This is a genomic window from Rhodococcus jostii NBRC 16295 (assembly GCF_001894825.1).
Taxonomy (GTDB): Bacteria; Actinomycetota; Actinomycetes; order Mycobacteriales; family Mycobacteriaceae; genus Rhodococcus_F; species Rhodococcus_F jostii.
The window spans coordinates 82146-103817 of the sequence record NZ_BCWY01000015.1 but is presented as its reverse complement, the minus strand read 5'-3'; the positions used below and the strand labels follow the sequence as shown (position 1 = coordinate 103817).

General features: G+C 68.0%; 19 protein-coding genes and 2 tRNA genes. 9 read left to right on the top strand and 12 right to left on the bottom strand.

Going from position 1 to position 21672, the window contains the following annotated elements; translation table 11 throughout:
* Positions 1-52: 52 nt before the first annotated feature.
* Positions 53-129: transfer RNA gene (locus RJ1_RS12665), tRNA-Pro, on the bottom strand.
* Positions 130-268: 139 nt separating this feature from the next.
* Here RJ1_RS12665 and RJ1_RS12660 point away from each other — a divergent pair.
* A tRNA-Gly gene (locus RJ1_RS12660) sits at positions 269-342 on the top strand.
* Between the two features lie 227 nt (positions 343-569).
* Complete coding sequence (locus RJ1_RS12655; RefSeq protein ID WP_073360347.1) at positions 570-1394, top strand: hypothetical protein; 825 nt, start codon at positions 570-572, stop codon at positions 1392-1394.
* 8 nt (positions 1395-1402) lie between these two features.
* Here RJ1_RS12655 and RJ1_RS12650 read toward each other — a convergent pair whose 3' ends face one another.
* On the bottom strand, positions 1403-2200 hold the full coding sequence (locus RJ1_RS12650) for an Fpg/Nei family DNA glycosylase (protein WP_073360345.1): 798 nt from the start codon (positions 2198-2200) through the stop codon (positions 1403-1405).
* Between the two features lie 6 nt (positions 2201-2206).
* A complete protein-coding gene (locus tag RJ1_RS12645) occupies positions 2207-2680 on the bottom strand; it encodes a ribose-5-phosphate isomerase (protein WP_005248193.1) in 474 nt (157 codons plus the stop codon).
* A gap of 67 nt (positions 2681-2747) precedes the next feature.
* Between RJ1_RS12645 and RJ1_RS12640 the strand changes: the two genes are divergently transcribed.
* Positions 2748-3722: a M48 family metallopeptidase gene (locus RJ1_RS12640; RefSeq protein ID WP_073360405.1), complete on the top strand. Its 975-nt coding sequence runs from the start codon at positions 2748-2750 to the stop codon at positions 3720-3722.
* Between the two features lie 12 nt (positions 3723-3734).
* On the opposite strand, the gene RJ1_RS12635 is transcribed toward RJ1_RS12640, so the two are convergent.
* Positions 3735-4364: a DsbA family oxidoreductase gene (locus RJ1_RS12635; protein ID WP_073360343.1), complete on the bottom strand. Its 630-nt coding sequence runs from the start codon at positions 4362-4364 to the stop codon at positions 3735-3737.
* A gap of 128 nt (positions 4365-4492) precedes the next feature.
* Here RJ1_RS12635 and RJ1_RS12630 point away from each other — a divergent pair, with 128 nt between their 5' ends.
* The gene (locus tag RJ1_RS12630; RefSeq protein WP_073360340.1) at positions 4493-5728 is read left to right on the top strand and encodes an NAD(P)/FAD-dependent oxidoreductase; all 1236 of its coding nucleotides are present in this window, start codon (positions 4493-4495) and stop codon (positions 5726-5728) included.
* Between the two features lie 72 nt (positions 5729-5800).
* Entirely contained in the window at positions 5801-8404 is a 2604-nt protein-coding gene (gene pepN, locus RJ1_RS12625) for an aminopeptidase N (protein WP_073360338.1), read from the top strand.
* 20 nt (positions 8405-8424) lie between these two features.
* On the opposite strand, the gene dinB is transcribed toward pepN, so the two are convergent.
* Entirely contained in the window at positions 8425-9651 is a 1227-nt protein-coding gene (dinB, locus tag RJ1_RS12620; protein WP_073360336.1) for a DNA polymerase IV, read from the bottom strand.
* Between the two features lie 37 nt (positions 9652-9688).
* Positions 9689-10495: an AraC family transcriptional regulator gene (locus RJ1_RS47625; protein WP_240319744.1), complete on the bottom strand. Its 807-nt coding sequence runs from the start codon at positions 10493-10495 to the stop codon at positions 9689-9691.
* A 99-nt stretch (positions 10496-10594) separates the two neighbouring features.
* Here RJ1_RS47625 and RJ1_RS12610 point away from each other — a divergent pair, with 99 nt between their 5' ends.
* Positions 10595-11011, top strand: coding sequence for an SRPBCC family protein (locus tag RJ1_RS12610; RefSeq protein WP_073360334.1), 417 nt, complete (start codon positions 10595-10597; stop codon positions 11009-11011).
* A 72-nt stretch (positions 11012-11083) separates the two neighbouring features.
* On the opposite strand, the gene RJ1_RS12605 is transcribed toward RJ1_RS12610, so the two are convergent.
* The 3 genes from RJ1_RS12605 to RJ1_RS12595 form a co-directional block, all read right to left on the bottom strand.
* On the bottom strand, positions 11084-11563 hold the full coding sequence (locus RJ1_RS12605) for a DUF5130 domain-containing protein (protein WP_073360332.1): 480 nt from the start codon (positions 11561-11563) through the stop codon (positions 11084-11086).
* Positions 11550-11810, bottom strand: coding sequence for an aa3-type cytochrome oxidase subunit CtaJ (gene ctaJ / locus RJ1_RS12600; protein ID WP_073360330.1), 261 nt, complete (start codon positions 11808-11810; stop codon positions 11550-11552). Before ctaJ ends, RJ1_RS12605 begins: the two co-directional genes overlap by 14 nt.
* 75 nt (positions 11811-11885) lie before the next feature.
* Positions 11886-12557: an HNH endonuclease gene (locus RJ1_RS12595; protein ID WP_162850331.1), complete on the bottom strand. Its 672-nt coding sequence runs from the start codon at positions 12555-12557 to the stop codon at positions 11886-11888.
* A gap of 140 nt (positions 12558-12697) precedes the next feature.
* Here RJ1_RS12595 and RJ1_RS12590 point away from each other — a divergent pair, with 140 nt between their 5' ends.
* The 3 genes from RJ1_RS12590 (at position 12698) to RJ1_RS12580 (ending at position 15654) form a co-directional block, all read left to right on the top strand.
* Entirely contained in the window at positions 12698-13093 is a 396-nt protein-coding gene (locus RJ1_RS12590; protein WP_029537133.1) for a globin, read from the top strand.
* 66 nt (positions 13094-13159) lie between these two features.
* Positions 13160-14755 (top strand): glycoside hydrolase family 13 protein, encoded by a 1596-nt coding sequence (locus RJ1_RS12585; protein WP_073360324.1) that lies wholly within the window; start codon positions 13160-13162, stop codon positions 14753-14755.
* The gene (locus RJ1_RS12580) at positions 14743-15654 is read left to right on the top strand and encodes an EamA family transporter (RefSeq protein WP_073360322.1); all 912 of its coding nucleotides are present in this window, start codon (positions 14743-14745) and stop codon (positions 15652-15654) included. Before RJ1_RS12585 ends, RJ1_RS12580 begins: the two co-directional genes overlap by 13 nt.
* 7 nt (positions 15655-15661) lie before the next feature.
* Here the strand turns inward: RJ1_RS12580 and RJ1_RS12575 are convergent, their stop codons facing one another.
* Genes RJ1_RS12575 through RJ1_RS12565 form a run of 3 tightly spaced genes read right to left on the bottom strand, consistent with a single transcriptional unit; the run spans position 15662 to position 21664 of the window.
* Complete coding sequence (locus RJ1_RS12575) at positions 15662-16348, bottom strand: DUF8010 domain-containing protein (protein WP_073360320.1); 687 nt, start codon at positions 16346-16348, stop codon at positions 15662-15664.
* Positions 16341-16766 (bottom strand): acyl-CoA thioesterase, encoded by a 426-nt coding sequence (locus RJ1_RS12570; protein WP_073360318.1) that lies wholly within the window; start codon positions 16764-16766, stop codon positions 16341-16343. Before RJ1_RS12570 ends, RJ1_RS12575 begins: the two co-directional genes overlap by 8 nt.
* The gene (locus RJ1_RS12565) at positions 16763-21664 is read right to left on the bottom strand and encodes an NAD-glutamate dehydrogenase (protein ID WP_073360316.1); all 4902 of its coding nucleotides are present in this window, start codon (positions 21662-21664) and stop codon (positions 16763-16765) included. Before RJ1_RS12565 ends, RJ1_RS12570 begins: the two co-directional genes overlap by 4 nt.
* Positions 21665-21672 lie beyond the last annotated feature (8 nt).

Here is a 21672-nt window from a genome sequence, read left to right as displayed (position 1 = left end):
CTTCGTGTGGTCGTGCTCTTTTACTGTGCGGCAGTTACCTGCCCTGTGGTTCTGGTCGGGGTGACAGGATTTGAACCTGCGACCCTCCGCTCCCAAAGCGGATGCGCTACCAAGCTGCGCTACACCCCGGTCGAAGCCGGCTCTCGCCAACCTCGCGAGGACCCGAGGAAGAATCCTACGGCCCCCCGATTATGAAATCCAAAGCGAGGTTGGGTACAGTCTGACATCGCAGACGACATGCATGGCGATCCCAGGTAGTCGTATGCACGGGGATGTAGCTCAATGGTAGAGCCTCAGTCTTCCAAACTGATTACGCGGGTTCGATTCCCGTCATCCCCTCCACACAGGAGCGTTCCCACCCCAGGGAACGCTCCTTTTTCGTTGCGCCCGGACGGCCACGAACACCCCATGCACTATGACATGCATCACAGTCGTGGGAGACTTCTCCGCGCCGCTCCCGATGCGCCACTCCCCCGTTCGCCGAGCGCGTAACCCCGATTTCGATCAGTACTCTGGGAGATGTCCGATTTGTCCCCTACTCGTGGCTGTCACAGTCACTGGAGGCCACCGTGGAACTGCTACTCATTCTCGTGATCGTGGCGGCGGTCGCCTTCCTGGTGGTGAAGAGCCGCAGCAACCGCGCCGGACAGACCGCGAATCAGCTCGAGGACGCGAAGGCGGACGCGCGGCAGGCCATCGAACGACTCGGCGGGCAGGTGTACAGCCTCACCGGGTCCGACACCGCCTCTCAACAGGCACTCGCCGATGCATCCGAGCGCTACACCGCGGCAGGCTCCCAGATCGATCAGGCGACCACCCCCGTCCAGGCGCGCCTCGCCAAGCAGACGGCACTGGAGGGTCTCTATTACATCCGCGCCGCCCGGACGGCGATGGGCATGGACCCCGGCCCGGAGATTCCGTCGATCGACGGCCAGAAGTCCGCGGGCGCGGTCACCGAGGACCGTGAGGTCGAATTCGAGGGGCGGCAGGTCGCGGCGTCGCCGAGCCCGTCGTCGAAGACGCCGAACTACTACCCGGGCGGCCGCGTCGCGGGACGTCCGGTTCCGGCCGGCTGGTACTCGGAACCGTGGTGGAAGCCCGCTCTCGTGGCCGGCGCGTGGGGCCTGGGCTCGATGTTCCTGTTCTCGGCGATGTTCTCCGGGATGGCCGGAGTGGGGTACGACGCGCAGGCATTCGAGAGCGGAGCGGGCGACGCGTCACAGGACACCGGCGATGCGGGTGGAGACACCGGCGGCGACGGCGGAGACGGCGGCGACTCCGGTGGGGATGCCGGCAGCGACATGGGCGGGGACGCCGGCGGTGACGGTGGCGGCTTCGACTTCGGCGGCGGTGACGGCGGCGGATTCGACTTCGGCGGCGGCTTCGACTTCTAGACCGGTGGTCAGGAGGGCTGGCAGCTCGGGCACCAGAAGAGGTTGCGGCCCTTCATGACCGAATGAGCGATCGGGGTGCCGCAGACCCGGCACGGTGATCCGGCCCGCCGGTAGACGTAGGTCCGGGGACGGTCCTTGGCGTACGACGGATCGCCGTGATCGTCCTCGGGTCGGACGACGTGCATCTTTCCGCGCCGCACCCCGACCTTCATCAGCGCGACGAGGTCGGCCCACATCGCGTCCCACTCGTCTCGCGACACCGCCCGGCCGGGCCGCTCGGGGTGGATCCCGTGCCGGAACAGGACCTCCGCCCGGTACACGTTGCCGATGCCCGCAATGACGGCCTGATCCATCAGCAGTGCCCCGATCGGGGTCTTCGACGCCGAGATGCGTTTCCACGCCTTGTCGGGGTCGGCATCCTTCCGCAACGGGTCCGGTCCGAGGCGCGCCTCGATGGCCGCGACCTGCGGCGGATGAAGAACCTCGCAGGCCGTCGGACCGCGGAGGTCGGTGCCGAATTCGGCGCCGACCATCCGCATCCGGACCTGCCCGACCGGGGGTTCCATCGGAACCTCCGATTCCGTGAACGCTCCGTACAGTCCGAGATGGACGTGCACCACGAGCCCCGACTCGTAGTGGTGCCACAGGTGCTTACCCCAGGCCTCGGACCTGACAAGGATGCGGCCGTCGACGAGGGCCGCGTCCTCGGAGAATCTGCCCTGCGGGCTCAGCACCCGCACCGGCGAACCGGCGAACCGGCGTTGGTGTAGCCGGGCCAGCCGGTGCAGGGTGTGACCTTCGGGCAAGGACGATCAGGCCTCGGGCAGTGCCGGGGCGACGCCGGTCTTCTCGAACTCGGACAGGATGTCGATGCGGCGCTGGTGGCGCTCCTCGTTCGACCACTCGGCGGCGAGGAAGGCGTCGACGATGGCGAGGGACTCCTCGAGGGAGTGCATGCGTCCGCCGAGCCCGATCAGCTGTGCGTTGTTGTGCTGGCGGGCGAGCTGCGCGGTCTCGACGCTCCACGCCAGCGCACATCGCGCACCCTTCACCTTGTTCGCTGCGATCTGCTCGCCGTTGCCGCTGCCACCCAGGACGATGCCGAGGCTGCCCTCGTCCGCGACGACGCGTCGCGCCGTCTCGATGCAGAAGGCGGGGTAGTCGTCGAGGGCGTCGTAGACGTGAGCGCCGCAGTCGACGGTCTCGTGGCCCGCGGCCTTCAGGTGTTCGATGATCTCGTTCTTACGTTCGAATCCGGCATGGTCGGCACCCAGGTATACGCGCATGACTGGTGATTCTGTCAGGCGTCGTCGCGAATCGTGTCAGGGGCCCGCGACGCTTATCGTGATCGGCATGTATCCCGACAACGGACAGAACTGGGGACAGGCGTATCCGGGACATCGGCCGACTCCCGCGCAACAGCAATGGGGCGGCGGAACGGGGTGGAATCCTCCGGTCCCGTTGCCGGGCCTCATGCCGCACGATCGGCCCGCCCGGCACTCGTGGGAGATCCCGCTGCTCGTGGTCGCGATCGTTCTCACCGTCGTCGCCTACGTGGCGGCGATCGCGGCGCTACTCCTCGGCGTCCTGTCCACGTGGGTGCTCATCGTGCTGGTCGCGCCGATCCTGATCGCGATCGGTCGCGGTCAGCTCTACGGCTCGCAGCAGGTGAACGGGATCAAGATGACGCCTACCCAGTTCCCCGACGGGTATCGGCTGGTGGCCGAGGCGGCCGCACGGTTCGGCATGACCGAACCGCCCGACGCCTACGTCGTGCTCGGGAACGGGCGGATCAACGCATTCGCGTCCGGACACGGATTTCGCCGCTTCGTCGTCGTGTACAGCGACCTGTTCGAGATCGGCGGCCAGGCCCGCGAGCCCGACGCTCTCGCCTTCATCATCGGCCACGAGGTCGGTCACATCGCGGCCGGTCACGCCTCCTACTGGCGGCAACTGGGGCAGTTCGCCGCCAACTACATTCCGGTCGTCGGGTCGGCGCTGTTCCGGTCGATGGAATACACCGCCGACAACCACGGCTACGGCGTCCGGCCGCAGGGCGCGCGCGGCGCGATGGGTGTCCTGGGCGCCGGCAAGTATCTCGTGAGCATCGTCGGATTCGACGAACTCGCCGACCGGGCCACCACCGAACGGGGTTTCTTCCCGTGGTTCGTGAACCTGCTGTCGGGACATCCGGTGCTCACGTGGCGCGCCGCGGCCCTGCGCAACCGAACCCGGCACGGTCACCTGTTCGTGAAGCCCGGCCAGATCTACCGCGATCCGCAGCAACTGCAGTACGCGGCCGACCCGGCCGGGCCCGTCGCCCGGTGACCAGTCCCGGTCTCAGTCGAACTGGGGATCCTCGGTCCGAGTGCGCTTGAGCTCGAAGAAGTGCGGGTAACCGGCCAGCGCGACGGCACCGTCCCACACCTTCCCGGCGTCCTCGCCCCGCGGAATCCGCGACAGGACGGGGCCGAAGAACGCGACACCGTTGACGTGGATCGTCGGGGTTCCGACATCCGGTCCGACGGCATCCATGCCTGCGGCATGACTCTCGCGCAGAGCGGCGTCGTACTCGTCGGATTCAGCGGCCTCGGCCAGTTCGGCCGGCAGTCCGACCTCCGCGAGCGACTTGACGATCACGTCGCCCAGGTCCTTGTTGCCCTCGTTGTGGATGCGCGTGCCCATCGCCGTGTACAGCGGCAGCAGGATCTCGTCGCCGTGCTTCTGCGCGGCCGCGATCAGCACCCGCACCGGACCCCACGCCTTGGACATGAGTTCGCGATACTCCTCCGGCAGATCCCGGCCCTCGTTGAGGACGGCCAGGCTCATCACGTGGAAGTTCGCCTCCAGGTCCCGCACCTGCGTGGCCTCGAGAATCCATCGCGAGGTGATCCAGCACCACGGGCACAACGGGTCGAACCAGAAGTCAGCGGTGTCCTTGGCAGTCCCAGGCTTCGTCCCAGCAGTCACTTCTTCGCTCCTTGTCGAGTGATGTACACGATCCCGTTCAGTCAACACCTCCCTGCCGGGAATCCTTCCCGGAGACCCCGGCCACGGCAGTAGGGTCGGAGTGGTCGACCGGAAGGGAGCATCCTCACATGTCCTCCACCCGCACGTTCGTCGTCGTCGGCGGCGGCCTCGCCGGAGCCAAGACAGCAGAAGCATTGCGTGACAAGGATTTCGACGGATCGATCATCCTTCTGTCGGAGGAGGAGCATCTTCCCTACGAGCGACCTCCGCTCTCGAAGGAACACTTCGCGGGCAAGAAGACTCTCGGCGACTTCACCGTTCATCACGGCGACTGGTACCGCGACCATCACGTGGACCTGCGGCTCGGCACCACCGCCACCGCCCTCGACCTCGCCGCCCACACCGTGACGCTGCCGGACGGTTCCACGCTGGGGTACGACAAGCTCGCGCTCGCCACCGGTTCCCGCTCACGCCGCCCACCCATCCCCGGTTCCGACGCCGCGGGCGTCCACTACCTCCGCACCGTCGACGAATCGGACCGGCTGATCGACGCGGTCGCGGGCGGTAAGCGCCTCGTGGTGATCGGCGCAGGCTGGATCGGTCTCGAGGTGGGGGCCTCCGCCCGGGAGAAGGGCGCCGATGTGACGGTGGTGGAGGCCGCCGAGCTTCCGCTCCTCGGTTCGCTCGGGCGCGAGATGGGCACGGTCTTCGCGGAACTGCACCGCGAACACGGCGTTCAGCTACATCTCGGCGCCACGGTCGAGGAGATCGTCGTCGAAGACGGCAAGGCCACCGGCGTGCGACTCGGCGACGGGACGGTCCTGCCCGCCGACGCGGTCCTCGTCGCCGTCGGCGCGGCGCCCAACATCGAGATCGCGGAACGGGCCGGGCTCGACGTCGACGGCGGGGTTCTCGTCGACGCCGGATTGCAGACCAGCGACCCCGACGTCGTCGCGGTCGGCGACATCGCCGCACAACTGCATCCGCAACTCGGGACCAGGATCCGGGTCGAGCACTGGGCGAACGCACTCAACCAACCGGCGGTCGCCGCCGCCACCATGCTCGGGCACGACGCCGAGTACGCGCGGCTGCCGTACTTCTTCACCGACCAGTTCGATCTGGGCATGGAGTACACGGGGTACGCCCCGTCCGACGGCTACGAGCGGGTCGTGGTGCGCGGCAACCTTCCCGGACGCGAGTTCCTCGCGTTCTGGCTCGACGCGGACAACAACGTCCTCGCGGGGATGAACGTCAACATCTGGGACGCCACCGATCAGATCAAGCAATTGGTGTCCTCGTCCGCCCCTGTCGATCCCGACCGGCTGGCCGACCCCGGGGTGCCGTTGACCGACCTGTCCGGTTAACACCCCGGTCCCACTCGTGATGGGATGGCAGCATCGAGTACGAGCACCGCCGCCGATCACGAGGAGACCTCTGTGGCCCCACCGAACCTGACCCGCGAACAGGCAGCCGAACGAGCCGGGCTGCTGACCGTCGACAATTACCTGATCGAACTCGACCTCACCGACGGGACAGGTCAGCCCGGAGTCGAGACGACAATTCAGCCCGGAGTCGAGACGTTCTCCTCGCGCACCACCGTCACGTTCGGGGCCACCGCCGGCGCGTCCACGTTCGTCGACATCGTCGCGGCGCGTGTGCATTCGGCCACGCTGAACGGATCTCCCGTCGACGTCTCGGGGTACGACGAGTCCACGGGCATCGCACTCACCGACCTCGCGGAACGCAACGAACTGGTGGTCGAGGCCGATTGCGCGTACTCGCACACCGGTGAGGGGCTGCACCGCTTCGTCGACCCCACCGACGACGCGGTCTACCTGTACTCGCAGTTCGAGACCGCCGACGCCAAGCGGATGTTCGCGTGCTTCGACCAGCCCGACCTGAAGGCGACGTTCGACGTGCACGTCACGTCGCCCGCCGACTGGAAGGTGATCTCCAACTCCGCGACCGTCGAGACGGTGGCAGCCGAACCCGGTCGGCACATCTTCCGCACGACACCGAAGATGAGCACCTACCTCGTCGCCCTGATCGCCGGCCCGTACGCGGAGTGGACCGACAACTACTCCGACGAGCACGGCGACATCCCCCTCGGTATCTACTGCCGCGCCTCCCTCGGGCAGCACATGGACTCCGAGCGCCTGTTCACGGAGACCAAGCAGGGCTTCGAGTTCTATCACCGCAATTTCGGCACCCCGTACGCGTTCGGGAAGTACGACCAGCTGTTCGTCCCCGAATTCAACGCGGGCGCAATGGAGAACGCGGGCGCCGTCACGTTCCTCGAGGACTATGTCTTCCGGTCCAAGGTGACGCGGGCGTCGTACGAGCGGCGCGCCGAGACCGTGCTGCACGAGATGGCGCACATGTGGTTCGGCGACCTGGTCACCATGCGCTGGTGGGACGACCTGTGGCTCAACGAGTCGTTCGCGACGTTCGCCTCCGTGCTCTGCCAGAGCGAGGCCACCGAATACACCAACGCCTGGACGACGTTCGCGAACGTCGAGAAGTCGTGGGCGTACCGGCAGGATCAGCTGCCGTCCACGCATCCCATCGCCGCCGACATCCCCGACCTCGCCGCGGTCGAGGTGAACTTCGACGGCATCACCTACGCGAAGGGCGCCTCCGTCCTCAAGCAGCTCGTCGCCTACGTCGGGCTCGAGCCGTTCCTGTCCGGTCTGCGCGACTACTTCCGCGACCACGCCTTCGACAACGCCACGTTCGACGACCTCCTCGGCGCACTCGAGAAGTCGTCGGGGCGCGACCTGTCCGACTGGGGAACGCAGTGGCTCAAGACCACCGGACTCAACATCCTGCGCCCCGACTTCGACGTCGACGCGGACGGCACGTTCACCCGGTTCGCCGTGCTGCAGGACGGCGCCGCACCGGGTGCCGGTGAGCGACGGGTGCACCGCATCGCGGTCGGCGTGTACGACGATCGCGACGGCAAGCTGGTCCGCACGAAGCGGGTCGAACTCGACCTCGACGCGGCCGAACGCACCGACGCGGCCGAACTCGTCGGTGTCGACCGCGGTCAGCTGATCCTCGTCAACGACGACGACCTCACCTACTGCTCGCTGCGGCTCGATCCCGACTCGCTCGCCACCGCGATCGAGCGCATCGGCGACATCGACGAGCCCCTCCCCCGCACCCTGGTGTGGTCGGCGGCCTGGGAGATGACGCGCCAGGCGGAGCTCAAGGCACGCGATTTCGTCGCCCTCGTCCAGCGCGGCGTCGGCTCCGAGACCGAAGTCGGCGTGGTCCAGCGTCTGCTGATGCAGGCCCAGACCGCGTTGCACAGCTACGCCGAACCCGGGTGGTCCAAGGAACACGGCTGGCCCGACTTCGCGAACCGGCTCCTCGAACTGGCACGGGAAGCCGAGCCGGGATCGGATCACCAGCTGGCGTTCGTCAACGCGCTCGCCGGCGCCCAGTTGTCGGCATGGCACACCGAGGTGCTGCAGGAACTGCTGGACGCCGCACCGGAGACGGTCGGGCTGCCGGGACTCGTCGTCGACACGGACCTGCGCTGGCGTCTCGTCAGCGCACTCGCCGGCGCCGGTGAGATCGACGCCGAGGGCATCGAGACGCCGTTCATCGACGTCGAGGCCGAACGCGACCCCACCGCGGCCGGCGCCCGCAACGCCGCTGCGGCGGCCACCGTCCGCCCGCAGGCCGCGGTGAAGGAACAGGCGTGGAACCGTGTGGTCGGCGACGATTCGGTGCCGAACATCACCGCCCGCTCGATCATCGGCGGATTCGCCGGTCACGGTCAGTCCGAGATACTCGAACCCTATGTGGCCCGCTACTTCGCGGACATCCCCGCGGTGTGGGAGCGGCGTTCGAGCGAGGTCGCGCAGACCGTCGTGGTGGGGCTGTACCCGTCGTGGTCGATCAGCGAGGAGTCCGTCGCGGCAGCCGACGACTTCCTGACCGGTGACCATCCGCCGGCCCTGCGCCGCCTGGTGGTCGAGGGCCGCGCCGGAATCGTCCGGTCGCTGGCGGCCCGGAAGTTCGACGCGAGCTGATCGGTGGCCGATCCTGCCGGCTAGTCCGGCAGGATCGGCACGGTCACGCCCTGGTCCCGGCCCAGCAGCACCGCCCGGGTGACGGCCGAGGAGCCGAAACGATCACGGACGCTGTCGAGCGTGGTGTCGAGCGTGCTGCTCGTGTACGGATCGAACGGCAACGCCAGCTGCTGCGGACAGTCGTCCTCGAGGTTGGCCACCGCGACACCCACGAGGGTGACTCCCTTGCGTTCGATCATCGGCATCGCGCCGTTCAGCAAGCCGCGGGCCGTGGTGAGGATCGTCTGCGTCTGCGCCGACGGCTGCGCGAGCGTGTGCGATCGCGTGACCCGCGTGAAGTCGTCGAAACGAAGCCTGAGCACCACGGTGCGCCCCACCCGCTTGCCGCGGCGCAGCCGGCCTGCCACCCGGTCGACCAACGTCACGAGGGCGGCGTCCACATCCTCCCGCGACTTCGGCCTGCGCCCCAGGGCGTGCTGCGCGCCGACGGATCTTCGTCTGCGTCCCACCTGCACCGGCCGCGGGTCGCGCGCCCAGGCGAGCGCATGGAGATGGTGACCCGCGGCGGGCCCCACGATCGAGACGAGCAGCTCTTCCGGATAGTGGGCGAGCTGGCCGACCGTGCCGATCCCGGCGTCGCGCAGCTTGACCGACGTCACCGCCCCGACTCCCCACAGCCGTTCGACCGGCAGCGGGTGCAGGAACTCGATCTCGCGGTCCGGCGGCACATGCAGCAGTCCGTCGGGTTTGCCCACGGCGCTGGCCACCTTGGCGAGGAACTTGGTTCTCGCGACGCCGACGGTGATCGGCAGGCCGACCTGCTCCCGCACCTCGCGGCGCAGGCGCGCCGCGATGTCGACGGGTGCGCCGGCGATCTTGCGCAGACCGGCGACGTCGAGGAACGCCTCGTCGATGGACAGTCCCTCGACCAGGGGTGTCGTCTGCCCGAAGACCTCGAACACCGCCTTGCTCGCGGCCGCGTACGCCGACATCCGCGGACGCACCACGACCGCGTGCGGGCACAGACGCAACGCCTGCGCACCACTGCTGGCCGTGCGCACCCCGTAGGCCTTGGCCTCGTAGCTCGCGGCCAGGACGACACCGCCGCCGACGATCACCGGGACTCCGCGCAGGCTCGGATCGTCCCGCTGCTCCACCGACGCGTAGAAGGCATCGAGGTCGGCGTGCAGGATGGTCGCCTCGGCGCCACTCGAGATGCGCGGGCGCGACGAATCGGACACGAACATATGTTCGCATCGACCACCGACAGAAGTCGAGAGCAGTTCAGGCCGACAACAGCATTCGAAGTGCGGTGGGGGTCTCGCCGAGGTGGACGCGGATCGTCCTGGTCATGTGGGCCTGATCCGAGAAACCCAGATCTGCGGCGAGTCCGGCGAGGTCGCGGTCGCCGTGCTCGATCCGCTCCAGTGCCCGTCCCACCCGAACCCTGTTGCGGTATCTGGTGAGCGACACGCCCATGACCGCACTGAAGGCACGACTGAGCCCGAACGGTGACACCCCGAACCGTTCGGCGAGGGGTATCAGTCCTTCCGAGCCGGGCTCGTCGTCGAGGACTGCCGCGCGGGCGGCAGCGGCCACGGCATCGTCCGGCAGGCCACCGCGCCGGCGTCCAGTCGACCGTCCCTGCGATGCAGCGTGCGCAGCGACCGCGACGAGTCGAACGATCTCCTCGGCGAGGGCGTAGTCGACGTCGCCGATCCGGCCGGCCAGGAGCAGGCGGCGATGGAGAAGATCCACCCGGGCATCGACGTACACATCCGATCGACCGAGCGCCCAGTCGTCGCCGGCGATCGCACGCCAGAGCCCGGACCGGACGCTGATCGACGTGCACCGGTCACCACCGCAGGGATGCGCGAACTCCTCCACTTCGCCCGGCATTCCGAGATAGGCCACGGTCCGGTCGAACATCGACTCCCGGCCGTCGATCCGCCGCAGGAAGCGGCCGCTCCGGACGAGCACGAACCGGCGATCGTCGCGCACCTCCACGTCCGACCAGCCCGGGTGCGCGGCGCAGCAATCCACCGCCCAGACACAAGCGCCCGGCAGACGTGCAACCTCGCTCACCGCCACAGCCGGGACGCTACCCGCAGGTCCCGACAGCATCCCGGACCTCCGGTGGCCTGCAAGAATCTTCAATCCTCGCGGGATTCCCCGCGGCACACTGCAGTCATGCCCTACATCCGCAAGTCCGCACACATCGATGCCGCACCCGAAGCCGCGTGGGACGCCCTGCGCGACTGGGGTGCGTTGCACACCCGGCTCGCAGTGGGTTTCGTCACCGACTCGGTGATCGACCGGGGTGATCGAGTCATCACCTTCGTCGACGGTTCGGTCGTCCGGGAGCGCCTTGTCTCGTGCGACGAGGACGCACGCCGACTGGCCTGGTCGATCGTCGACGGCCCCTACGAGCACCACAACGCTTCCGCCCAGGTGAGCGACGACGGCCACGGCGGAACCGTCTTCGTCTGGATCGCGGACATCCTTCCCGCGAGCCTCGCGGACCGGACCGCGCAGATGATGGAACTCGGCATCGATGCCGTCCGAAGGACTCTCGACGGCGCCGGCCGCTGCGTCGACACCCGATAACGCACCGACGGCTCGACACGGTTCAGTGGGACTGAACCATATCGGGCCGCACGGACGCTGATATGTGCTGGTTTACGGCGCGGCGATCGCCGCGCTCATCACGCGGATGGCGCTCACGAGACCGTCGATCAGGTCTCCGTCACCGAACGACGAGACAGCCGCTGTGGCACCGAGCTGGGCGACGCGGTCGGTGACGCGGTTGGCCACGGCCCGGCCGCTGCGGATCTCGACCGTCCGCTGGTTGGGCGACACCGCGATGAGGACGGAACGCTCCGCCTCGGGAGTCGTCGGGAAGAGCGTGTCGGCGCCGGCCGCGGTGTCGGCGCCGAGGTCGCCGATGTACGCGTTGAAGCGCACCTTCGTCGCGCGGGTGCCTTCGGTGAGCGCATCGTCGAGGCGGACGAGTTCGTCCGTCGTGAACGGCAGGTCGTCGGTGAACGGCTCACCGACGCGATGCACGCCGGAGATGCGGCCGCTCGCCGTCACGACGCTGCCGACGGGCAGATTCTCCGCGGATACCGCGGAGGCGGGAATCAGGTCACCACTTGCCACTTGCCGAGCCTCCAATCAGGTCTGCCGAACCGGCGTGCGCGTCGTGATGTCCGCCGTGATGACCGTGCGTGGTCACCTCGTCGACGGCGCTCCACAGCACCGGCGCGTGCGTCCATTCCTCGCCGAGGTGGAACGCGGGCGGCACGGGGCCCGGCGTCTTCTTGCCGACGAACGACATCCCCGCGAAGAAGGCGGTGATCAACGCCGGAATTCCTACGAATATCAGCACTGTCTCGAGAATGCTCACAACGCAAACGGTAGCCCAGAACCGTGCGAAGGGAACCGTCAGGGCCGAACTTCGTGACGAGGACGTGCGGAACGCTCAGGCAGCGCCTTCGCCGAGGTAGGGCATCCACGACGGGTGGAGGTCCTTGGTGGACGCCAGCAGTCGCCAGTGCGGGCCCGACGGAGGTACCAGGGCCGCCCGGAGCGTCCAGCCGAGTTCGCTCAGCAACTTGTCCGCCTTGCGGTGGTTGCAGGGCGCGCAGCAGGCCACACAGTTCTCCCACGAGTGCCCACCCCCGCGGCTGCGGGGAACGACGTGATCGACGGTCTCCGCCTTGGAACCGCAGTACGCGCAGCGGAACCGGTCTCGGTGCATGAGCGCTGCTCGGGTCATCGGAACGCGGGCGCGATACGGGACGCGGACGTAGTTCCGGAGGCGGATCACAGACGGCACCTGCACGGACCACTGCTCGGAGTGGACCACGGGGGCCTGCGGATCCTCGTGAACGGTATCGGCCTTACCGCAGGTCATCAACACCACGGCGCGGCGGGCAGGAAGGGCGGTGAGCGGCTCGTAGGTGACGTTCAGCAGAAGCACCCGGCGCTTGATCCAGAGCGGAACCGCATTCTCGCCCGGGAAAGAAGGCTCTGCGCTGTGCGCGGAGCCTTCGGTGATCACTTGTAAAGCAAACGCCCCTGAAAGCCCGGCACTCCGGGCATCAGTGGGCACGAGTTGTCGGTGCGCGCGGGCGCTGTGTCGATTTTTCATGCGACCTCCGGGAGATTGCCACCAAGTGCACCATGAATCGCCTGCTCGTGCACGTCCATTTCTGACAAAAATGCAGGCCATTCGGTGAACAGACGGTGACGGAGACCGTCTGCGCCCGCACGTGCACAATGGAAGGCGCCATGACTGACGTGCAGCAGACCTTCTACGAGGCGGTGGGCGGAGCGGAGACGTTCCGCAAACTCACCGCGCGCTTCTACGAGGAAGTCGCGAAGGACGACATCGTGCGGCCCCTGTATCCCGAGGAGGATCTGGGTCCGGCCGAGCGCCGGATGCGGATGTTCCTCGAGCAGTACTGGGGCGGACCGCACACCTATTCGGACGAGCGCGGCCACCCGCGGCTGCGGCTGCGTCACCAGCCGTTCAAGATCGGTCCGATCGAGCGCGACGCCTGGCTGCGATGCATGCACACGGCCATCGCGTCGATCGATTCCGGCACCCTCGACGACGCCCACCGCAAGGCCCTCACCGAGTACATGGACATGGCCGCCGCGTCGATGGTGAACTCGGCGTTCTGAACTGCCCCACCCCGATTCCGCCGGTCGAGTCGTGGCGCGGACGATCGTTTGGCACGATGGGCGTTTGTGAGCACTCCCGCCGAAACGTCCGCCGACGACACCTCGCCGGCACCCTGGTGGTCCGACGCCGTCTTCTACCAGATCTATCCCCGCTCGTTCGCCGACGCGAAGGGTGACGGTGTCGGCGACCTCCACGGCGTGCGGGACAAACTGGGCTACCTCGAACTCCTCGGTGTCGACGCCCTGTGGCTGAGCCCGGTCATGCGTTCGCCGATGGCCGATCACGGCTACGACGTGTCCGACCCACGCGACATCGACCCGCTGTTCGGTGACCTCGAGGTCATGGACGCGCTGATCGAGGCCGCGCACTCGCGCCAGATCAAGGTGACGATGGACCTGGTGCCCAACCACACCAGCGTCGAGCACGAGTGGTTCCGGGCCGCGCTCGCGTCGCCCCCGGGCAGCCCGGAGCGGAACCGGTACATCTTCCGCGACGGCCGCGGCGAGGACGGCTCGGAGCCGCCCAACAACTGGCCGAGCATCTTCGGCGGTCCGGCGTGGACGCGAATCACCGAGGCCGACGGCCGGCCCGGACAGTGGTACCTGCACATCTTCGCGACGGAACAGCCCGACCTGAACTGGGACAACCCGGAGGTCGTCGAGGATCTCACGAAGACTCTCCGGTTCTGGCTGGACCGGGGTGTCGATGGATTCCGCATCGACGTCGCGCACGGCATGGCCAAGCCGGAGGGTCTGCCGGACCACGACTGGTCCGCCAACGAGTTGCTGCAGAACTCCGACGACGATCCGCGGTTCGACAATCCCGCGGTCCACGACATCCACCGCGGCATCCGCAAGGTCCTCGACGAGTACCCGGGCACGATGGCGGTCGGCGAGATCTGGGTTCGCGACAACGAACGCTTCGGTGAGTACATCCGGCCCGACGAACTCCACCTGGGGTTCAACTTCCGGCTGGCCGAGGCCGAGTTCTCGGCGGAGACCGTGCGGGAGGCCATCGAGAATTCCCTCACGGCCGTCGACCAGGTGGGCGGCACCCCCACCTGGACCCTGTCGAACCACGACGTGGAACGGGAAGTCACCCGGTACGGCGGCGGCGAGATCGGCACGGCGCGAGCCCGGGCGATGACGCTCGTCGAACTGGCGCTGCCGGGTGCGGCGTTCCTGTACAACGGCGCCGAACTCGGCCTGCCCAACGTCGAACTGCCCGATTCGGCGTTGCAGGACCCGGTGTGGGAACGGTCCGGTCACACCGAACGCGGCCGCGACGGATGCCGCGTCCCCCTGCCGTGGGAGGGCACCGAGCCCCCGTTCGGATTCAGCACGGGCGAGCCCTGGCTGCCGATGCCGCCCGAATGGTCGCAGCTCACCGTCGAGGCGCAACTCGAGGACGTCACGTCGACGCTGTCGTTGTACCGGGCGGCGCTCGAACTGCGCTCGTTCCGTCCGGAGTTCTCCGGTCCCGGTGTCGACTGGTACGGCAGCCCCGGCGGGTGCTTCGCCTTCCGCAGGCGCGGCGGCCTGATCTGCGCCCTGAACGCCACCGAGGCGCCGATCTCGCTGCCACCGGGTGAGGTGCTGCTCAGCAGCGCCCCGCTGGTGGACGGCCAGCTCCCGCCGAACGCGGCTGCGTGGCTCATCTGACCCGCACTCCCGCGGTCGCGGCGGTCGTCGCAGCATCGATCCTGTTCGCGACGACAGGAACCGCGCAGGCCCTCGCGTCCCGCTCTCTCGGATACGATCTCGACCCGCTGGCCGTCGGTTCGGTGCGGGTCGTGGCCGCGGGTGCGCTCCTCGCCGCGTTCGCGGCGCTACGCGGGGGTCTCGGGTTCGGTGGCGGCTTCGGGATTCGTGGGTACGCGCCTGCCGTGTGGGGCGGGATCGGCGTCGCGGCCTACCAACTCGGATTCTTCACCGGTGTGCAGAGCGCCGGGGTGGCGGCGGGCACGATGATCGCGCTGGGCTCGGGCCCCGCGTTCACCGGTGCTCTGCAATGGGCAGTCCATCGGCAACGCCCGGGTCCGGTGTGGGCCGTGTCGACTGTCATCGCCGTCGCCGGGATGGGGCTGATCGTGGTGGGCACCACCGGCGGCTCCGACTCGTCCGGGGTCCTGGCGGGTGCGCTGCCCGCGCTGATCGCCGGTCTCGGGTACGCCGCCTACACGGTGGCGGGATCGTCCCTGCTGACCGCGGGTGCGCGCCCCGAGGCCGCAATGGGGCAGATGTTCGGTCTCGGCGGACTGTTCCTGATCCCCGTCCTCGTCGCCACCTGGCCCGGCGGGCTGGACACCGGGGCGGGAGCGGCCGCGGCGGTGTATCTGGCGATCGTCCCGACGGTGCTGGCGTATCTGCTGTTCGCCGCCGGTCTACGGCGGCTGCCACCCGCGACGGTCGCGACCCTGACGCTCACCGAGCCGGTGGTCGCAGCGCTTCTCGGCACCGTGGTGCTCGGCGAGCAGCTGACCGTGGTCGCGGGGCTGGGGATGGCGGCCGTCGTCGCGTCACTCGCCGTACTGGCCACCAGCACACTGCGGACCGGCTGACGACCAGCTACCGGGCCACCGACAACGGAATCCCCCCACCGCGGTGCCGGTAGATCGACCCGAATCGCGCGTCCACCCGCAACCACGAGGCGGTGGCTCGGATCCGGACCAGTTCGGACGTGTCGATGCGCTCGAGATCGATGTCGGCTGTCAGCCGGTCCGAGCCCGCGTGCGGAACGAACCCCATCGCGGTGAGCGCGAACACCACCCGCATCGGGATGGCGACGGATTGCTCCGCGCCGCGCACCTGCAGCACTTCCTGGTCGAGGAGCGACGCAGGCGGACCGTGGCTGCTGCCGTGCTCCTGCGCCAGTGCCGCACCGCGCTGGGCAAGGTCGACGAGCACCCGCGCGGGGACGTCGTCGACGTGGACGAAACCCTCCGTCGGTGGAAGCGCGCCCCGCCACGCCGAATCCATCGAGAACCCCGGGTCGATGTCGGCCGTCGTCGCCGCGGCGAGCGCGGCGAGCAGTTGGTCGGCGGCGGCCGACGTGTCGTCGGGGGTGATCGTCCCCGCGACAGTGCGCACCGCCAGCGCGTCGAAACCGGTTGCCGCCCAGACGGTCAGACGCCCGGTGCCTCGTTGCCGGAAGCGGACCACCGCGGATTCGTCCAACCGGACCACACGGGTGAGGAACGTGGCGAGATCACCGCGCTCCGTCGCATCCGGGATCGACAGAACGCGCTCATGCACGCTGCCAGCTCTCCAGGTACGCACGCTCGACGTCGGTGATCCTGCGCAGTCGCTGGGTGTCGATGTCGAACGCCGCGATCTGCGTCGAGGCGACGATGGACGGCGCGACCGAGACGTCGACACCCTTGGGGCGGACTTCGTAGCCGATCGTGAAATCGACGGCCCGGACCTTCTCCACCCACATCAGGACGTCGAGCGGTGAATCGCTGTGCCGGAGCTGCCCGCGGTAGCGCACATGGAGATCGGCGATGACCGCGCCGTCACGCAGCGTGACGGTGGGCCGGTCGTCCTCGAACAGCCAGGGAATCCGCGCCTCTTCCAGCAACGTCACCATCCGAGCGTGGTTGATGTGTTGGAAGACGTCCATGTCCGACCAACGAACTTCGACCTCCGCGTGAAAGCCCTCGCTCAACGTCATACCTCCGATCGGGTGCCCACACCTCGCACCATGCTGCGTACCTGACGCGCCGCCACCGAGAGCGTCGCGAGGTCAAGGGTCCCAGACTCGAAAATTTCGGTGAGAGCGGACCTCGCCCTGGCCAGCCGGGACGCGTTCGTCGATTCCCAGTCGTCGATCTTCTCCTGCGGGGTCTCGTGAGGTTCGCCACCCATCAGCACTTCCATCGTGAGCTGGCGCAGCGAACTGTAGAGGTCGTCGCGCAACGCGAGGCGGGCCAGCGAATGCCAGCGGTCGCCACGCGCGAGGGTGGACACCGCGCTCAGCAGCCAGTCGATGCCGAGGTGCGCGTCGAGTTCGTAGTACAGCTCGGCCACCTCGTCGATGTCGCGCTCGGCGATGTCCGCGACGTCGATGATGTCGAGCAGGCAGAACTTGTCCAGAAGCCGGAACACCTCGAACGTGAGGTCCTCGGGTGCCCCGCTGGTGACGAGCGGCCGCGCTCGCGTCTCCACATCGGCGAGCTGATGTCCCCTGACCAGCTGGGGCACCTTCGGCGAGAGCGCCCGAAAATCGGCCGAGTACCGGGCGATCTCCGCGCCCACGGCGAGGGGCTGCGGGCGGTTGGTCAGCAACCAGCGCGACGCACGGTCGAGAACCCGGCCGGACTCGAGGATCAGGTCGTCCTCGATGTCTGCCGCGATGTTCGCCGACCGGATCCTCGACCACAGGTCGGGGAGGGCGAAGATCTCGGTGACCGCGGCGTACGCCCGGATCGCGTCGGTGCTGCTCGCGCCCGCCTCGTCCGCCAATCGGTACGCGAAGGTGATGCCGCCGTTGTCGATGGTCTCGTTCGCGAGCATCGTCGCCACGATCTGCCGGCGCAGGGGATGCGCCTTGATCGCGGTGCGGAACCGCTTGCGCAGCACCGTCGGGAAATAGCGCGGCAACCGCGGCGCGAACGTCTCGCTGTCGGGGAGATCCGTCGCGAGCAGATCGTCCTTGAGCGCCAGCTTCACGTGCGCGGTGAGCGTTGCGAGTTCCGGCGACGTCAGCCCCTGCCCCACCTGCCTGCGTCGCGCGATCTCCTCCTCGGTGGGCAGCGCCTCGAGTTTGCGGTCGAGTCCACGGCGCGACGCCAGGTGCTCGATCTGCCGGCGATGCACAGTCAGCATCGGAACGGCGCTCGTCCGCGAGACGCCGAGCAGATCGTTCTGGGCGATGTTGTTCGCGAGCACCAGCTGCGCCACCTCGTCGGTCATCGACGCCAGCAGCGGATTACGCTCCTCCCCCGGCAACCCGCCGCTGCTCACCAGCGAGTCCAGCAGGATCTTGATGTTCACCTCGTGATCGGAGCAGTCGACGCCCGCGGAGTTGTCGATCGCGTCCGTGTTGATCCGGCCACCGTTCTGGCTGTACTCGATGCGGCCGAGCGCGGTCACCCCGAGGTTGCCACCTTCACCGACCACCCGGGCCCGCACGTCGTTGCCGTCGACGCGCACGGCGTCGTTGCTCTTGTCGCCCACCATCGCATTGGTCTCGGTGGACGCCTTGACGTAGGTACCGATACCGCCGTTCCACAGCAGATCAACCGGAGCGCGCAGAATCGCCCGGACCAGTTCCGGGGGCGAGAGCTCGGTGATCGCGTCGTCGAGGCCGAGCACCGAACGCGCGGCGGCACTGATCGGGACCGATTTACGGGTGCGGTCCCACACTCCCCCGCCCTCGCTGATGATGCCGGTGTCGTAGTCGGCCCACGACGACCGCGGGAGGGCGAACATCCGCGAACGTTCCTCGAAGGACCGGGCCGCGTCGGGGTTCGGATCGAGGAAGACGTGCCGATGATCGAACGCGGCGACCAGCCGGATGTGCCGACTGAGGAGCATGCCGTTCCCGAAGACGTCGCCGCTCATGTCCCCGACACCGACCACGGTGAAGTCCTGGGTCTGGGTGTCGACCCCCATCTCGCGGAAATGCCGTTTCACGCTTTCCCAGGCACCACGCGCGGTGATGCCCATCTCCTTGTGGTCATACCCGGCCGAGCCACCGGAGGCGAACGCGTCTCCGAGCCAGAAGTTGTACTGTTCCGCAACCGAATTGGCGAGATCGGAGAACTTCGCGGTGCCCTTGTCCGCCGCCACGACGAGGTACCGGTCGTCGCCGTCCAACCTCACCACCCGGTCAGGGGGCACGATCTCCCCCGATGCCTGATCGACGTTGTCCGTGAGATCCAGGAGCCCGGAGATGAACGTGCGGTAGCAGTCCTGGCCCGCTTCGAGAGCGGCCGCGCGGTCGGCCGCCGCATCGCCCGACGCGGTCGGCGGATTCTTGACGACGAAGCCACCCTTCGCCCCGACCGGGACGATCACCGCGTTCTTCACGGCCTGGGCCTTCGCCAACCCCAGGATCTCGGTGCGGAAGTCCTCGCGCCGGTCCGACCAGCGCAGCCCGCCGCGAGCGACGGACCCGAACCGCAGGTGCACACCCTCGACGTCGGGCGAGTACACGAAGATCTCGTACTTCGGCCGGGGCTTCGGCAATTCCTGGATCAATTGTGGATCGAGCTTGATCGACAGGTAGGTCTGCGGCTCCCCCGTCTCGCCGACGACGAAATAGTTGGTCCGCAACGTCGATTTGATCAGCCCGAACAGGCCACGCAGAATGCGGTCCGCGTCGAGGCTGACCACGGAGTCGATGTACTCCTTCAGGCGGGCTTCGAGTTCGGACACCCGGTCGGGTGAGGGCGACTCCGGGTCGAACATCGCCTCGAACAACTCGACCAGGGTGCACGCCGAACGAGGATTGGCCAGCGCGACCCCCTCGATGTGGAACTGGCTGTAGGGAAATCCTGCCTGGCGCAGGTACTTCGTGTACGCCCGCAGAATCACCGCCTGCCGCCACGACATACCCGCCCGCAGGATCAGTTCGTTGAACCGGTCGGCCTCCGCCCGCCCGAACCAGACCGCCGTGAACGCTTCCGTGAACCGTTCCTGAAGCTTCGGTTCGGCGGCGGACGCCTCCTCGGCGGCGAGTTCCGCGTCCAGGTCGTCCTCCACCGAGGAGCGGAGCAACTCCGCGGGGACCGACAGCCCGAAATCGTAGATCCAGCACGTCAACCCGTCGGGACGCGGAATCAGATAGGGCCGTTCGTCGAGAACCTCGACACCCAGACTCTGCAGCACCGGAAGCACCTGGCTGAGCGAAATGCCGTCGCCCCCGACGTACAGGGTGAATCGCCAGCGACCGACCTCCGACCCGCGGTCGCGGTAGAGCAGCAGGTCGATCGAACCCTCTTCGAGCGCCTCCAGCCTCACGAGGTCGGACAACGCGCGCGCGGCGTCGAAATCTTCCTTGTACCCCTCGGGCAGAACGGTCGCATAACGCTGCGCCAGAACGGGATCCACGCCGGTGGTGACCGGGAGGAGGTCACCGAGATGATCGTCCCAGCTGCGGCTCGCCTCGGCCAGCATCGCCTGCACCCGTTCGCGATCGGCGTCCGAGATGTCGAGCTTCGACCCCAAATGTTCGGCGTTCTTACGGATCGTCACGTGCAGCAGCGCCAGGTCGGACTCCGTGACGCGTGCGGTGTATTCCAATGTGCCGCCGCCGAATTCCTGCAGCAGGATGTCCTGCATGGCGAGCCGGACCCGGGTGGTGTACCGGTCGCGGGGAAGATAGATCAGGCAGGAGACGAAGCGTCCGAGAAAATCCTCGCGCACGAACAGGCGCACCTGGCGCCTGAGCCCGATGCTGTGCACCGCGGTCACCGTGTCGTACAGCGTGTCCGCGTCGCTCGAGAACAGCTCGGTGCGCGGGAACGACTGGATGACCTCCAGCATCGCCTGGCCCGAATACGAGTTCAATTGGAACCCGGCACGTTCGATCACCTTGCGCACCCGCCGGGCGATCACCGGAATGTCGAGGACGTTCTCGTGCAGCGCCGTGACCGTGAAGACTCCGAGGAAGCGGTGCTCACCGGTGATGTTGCCGCCCTCGTCGAGGATGCTCACACCGACGAAGAACGGGTAGACCGCGCGATGGACGGTCGCGGGGAACGAGCCCTGGGTCAGCACGAGCAGGGGCCGGTCGGGGATCTCGGCGGCCGGCGGCAGACTCAGCGGGCCCTCGGTGACGGTGTCGGAGCGCAGCAGTCCGAGTCCGCTGCCCGGCACCACCTGCAGGCTCCGGGCGCCGGAATCGACCGGCTCCCCCAGCTGAAAGCGGCGGTACCCGAGCGCCGCGTAGTTGCCCTGCGACATCCACCGCAACAGATCGGCGCAGTCCTCCAGGTCTTCCTTCGACACACCGGGACAAGGTGCGGACGCCTCGAGCTCGTCGGCAAGCGTCCGCTCGAGCTTGCGCATGATGTCGGTGTCCCGGACAACCTGGCGCACGTCGGCGAGGACGGTGCCGACCTCCTTCTCGAGCATGTCGAGAACCGACGAGTCGGTACGCGGGTCGAGTTGGACGTGGATCCACGATTCGGAGAGGCTGTCCGCGTCGGCATCCTTGGCCTTGTCCCCCATGAGGATTCCGCGCAGGGCACCGATCGGGTCGCGGCGCACCGAAATGATCGGGTGCACGAATTCGCTGATCCCGATGCCGAGACGGTTCAGCAGCGCGGTGATCGATTCGACGAGCAGCGGCATGTCGTCGTTCACGATCTGCAGGGACGCACCAAGTTCGCGACCGTCGCCCGGCCGGTGGACGCGGGTGACCGCCCGCTCGGGCGGGCGTTGCAGGGCCAATGCCAGATGCGCGCCGAGCACGGCGTCCGAAGCCCCGTTGACGGCACTCTCGCTGTCACCGCGATCGACGTGCCGGAAGTACACGGCAGCGAGAGTCGGCACCTGAGACCGGAGACCTTCGGGCAGATTCCGCGCCCACTCCGCATCTTTCAGTTCTGCCGATTCCGTCATCGGGGCTC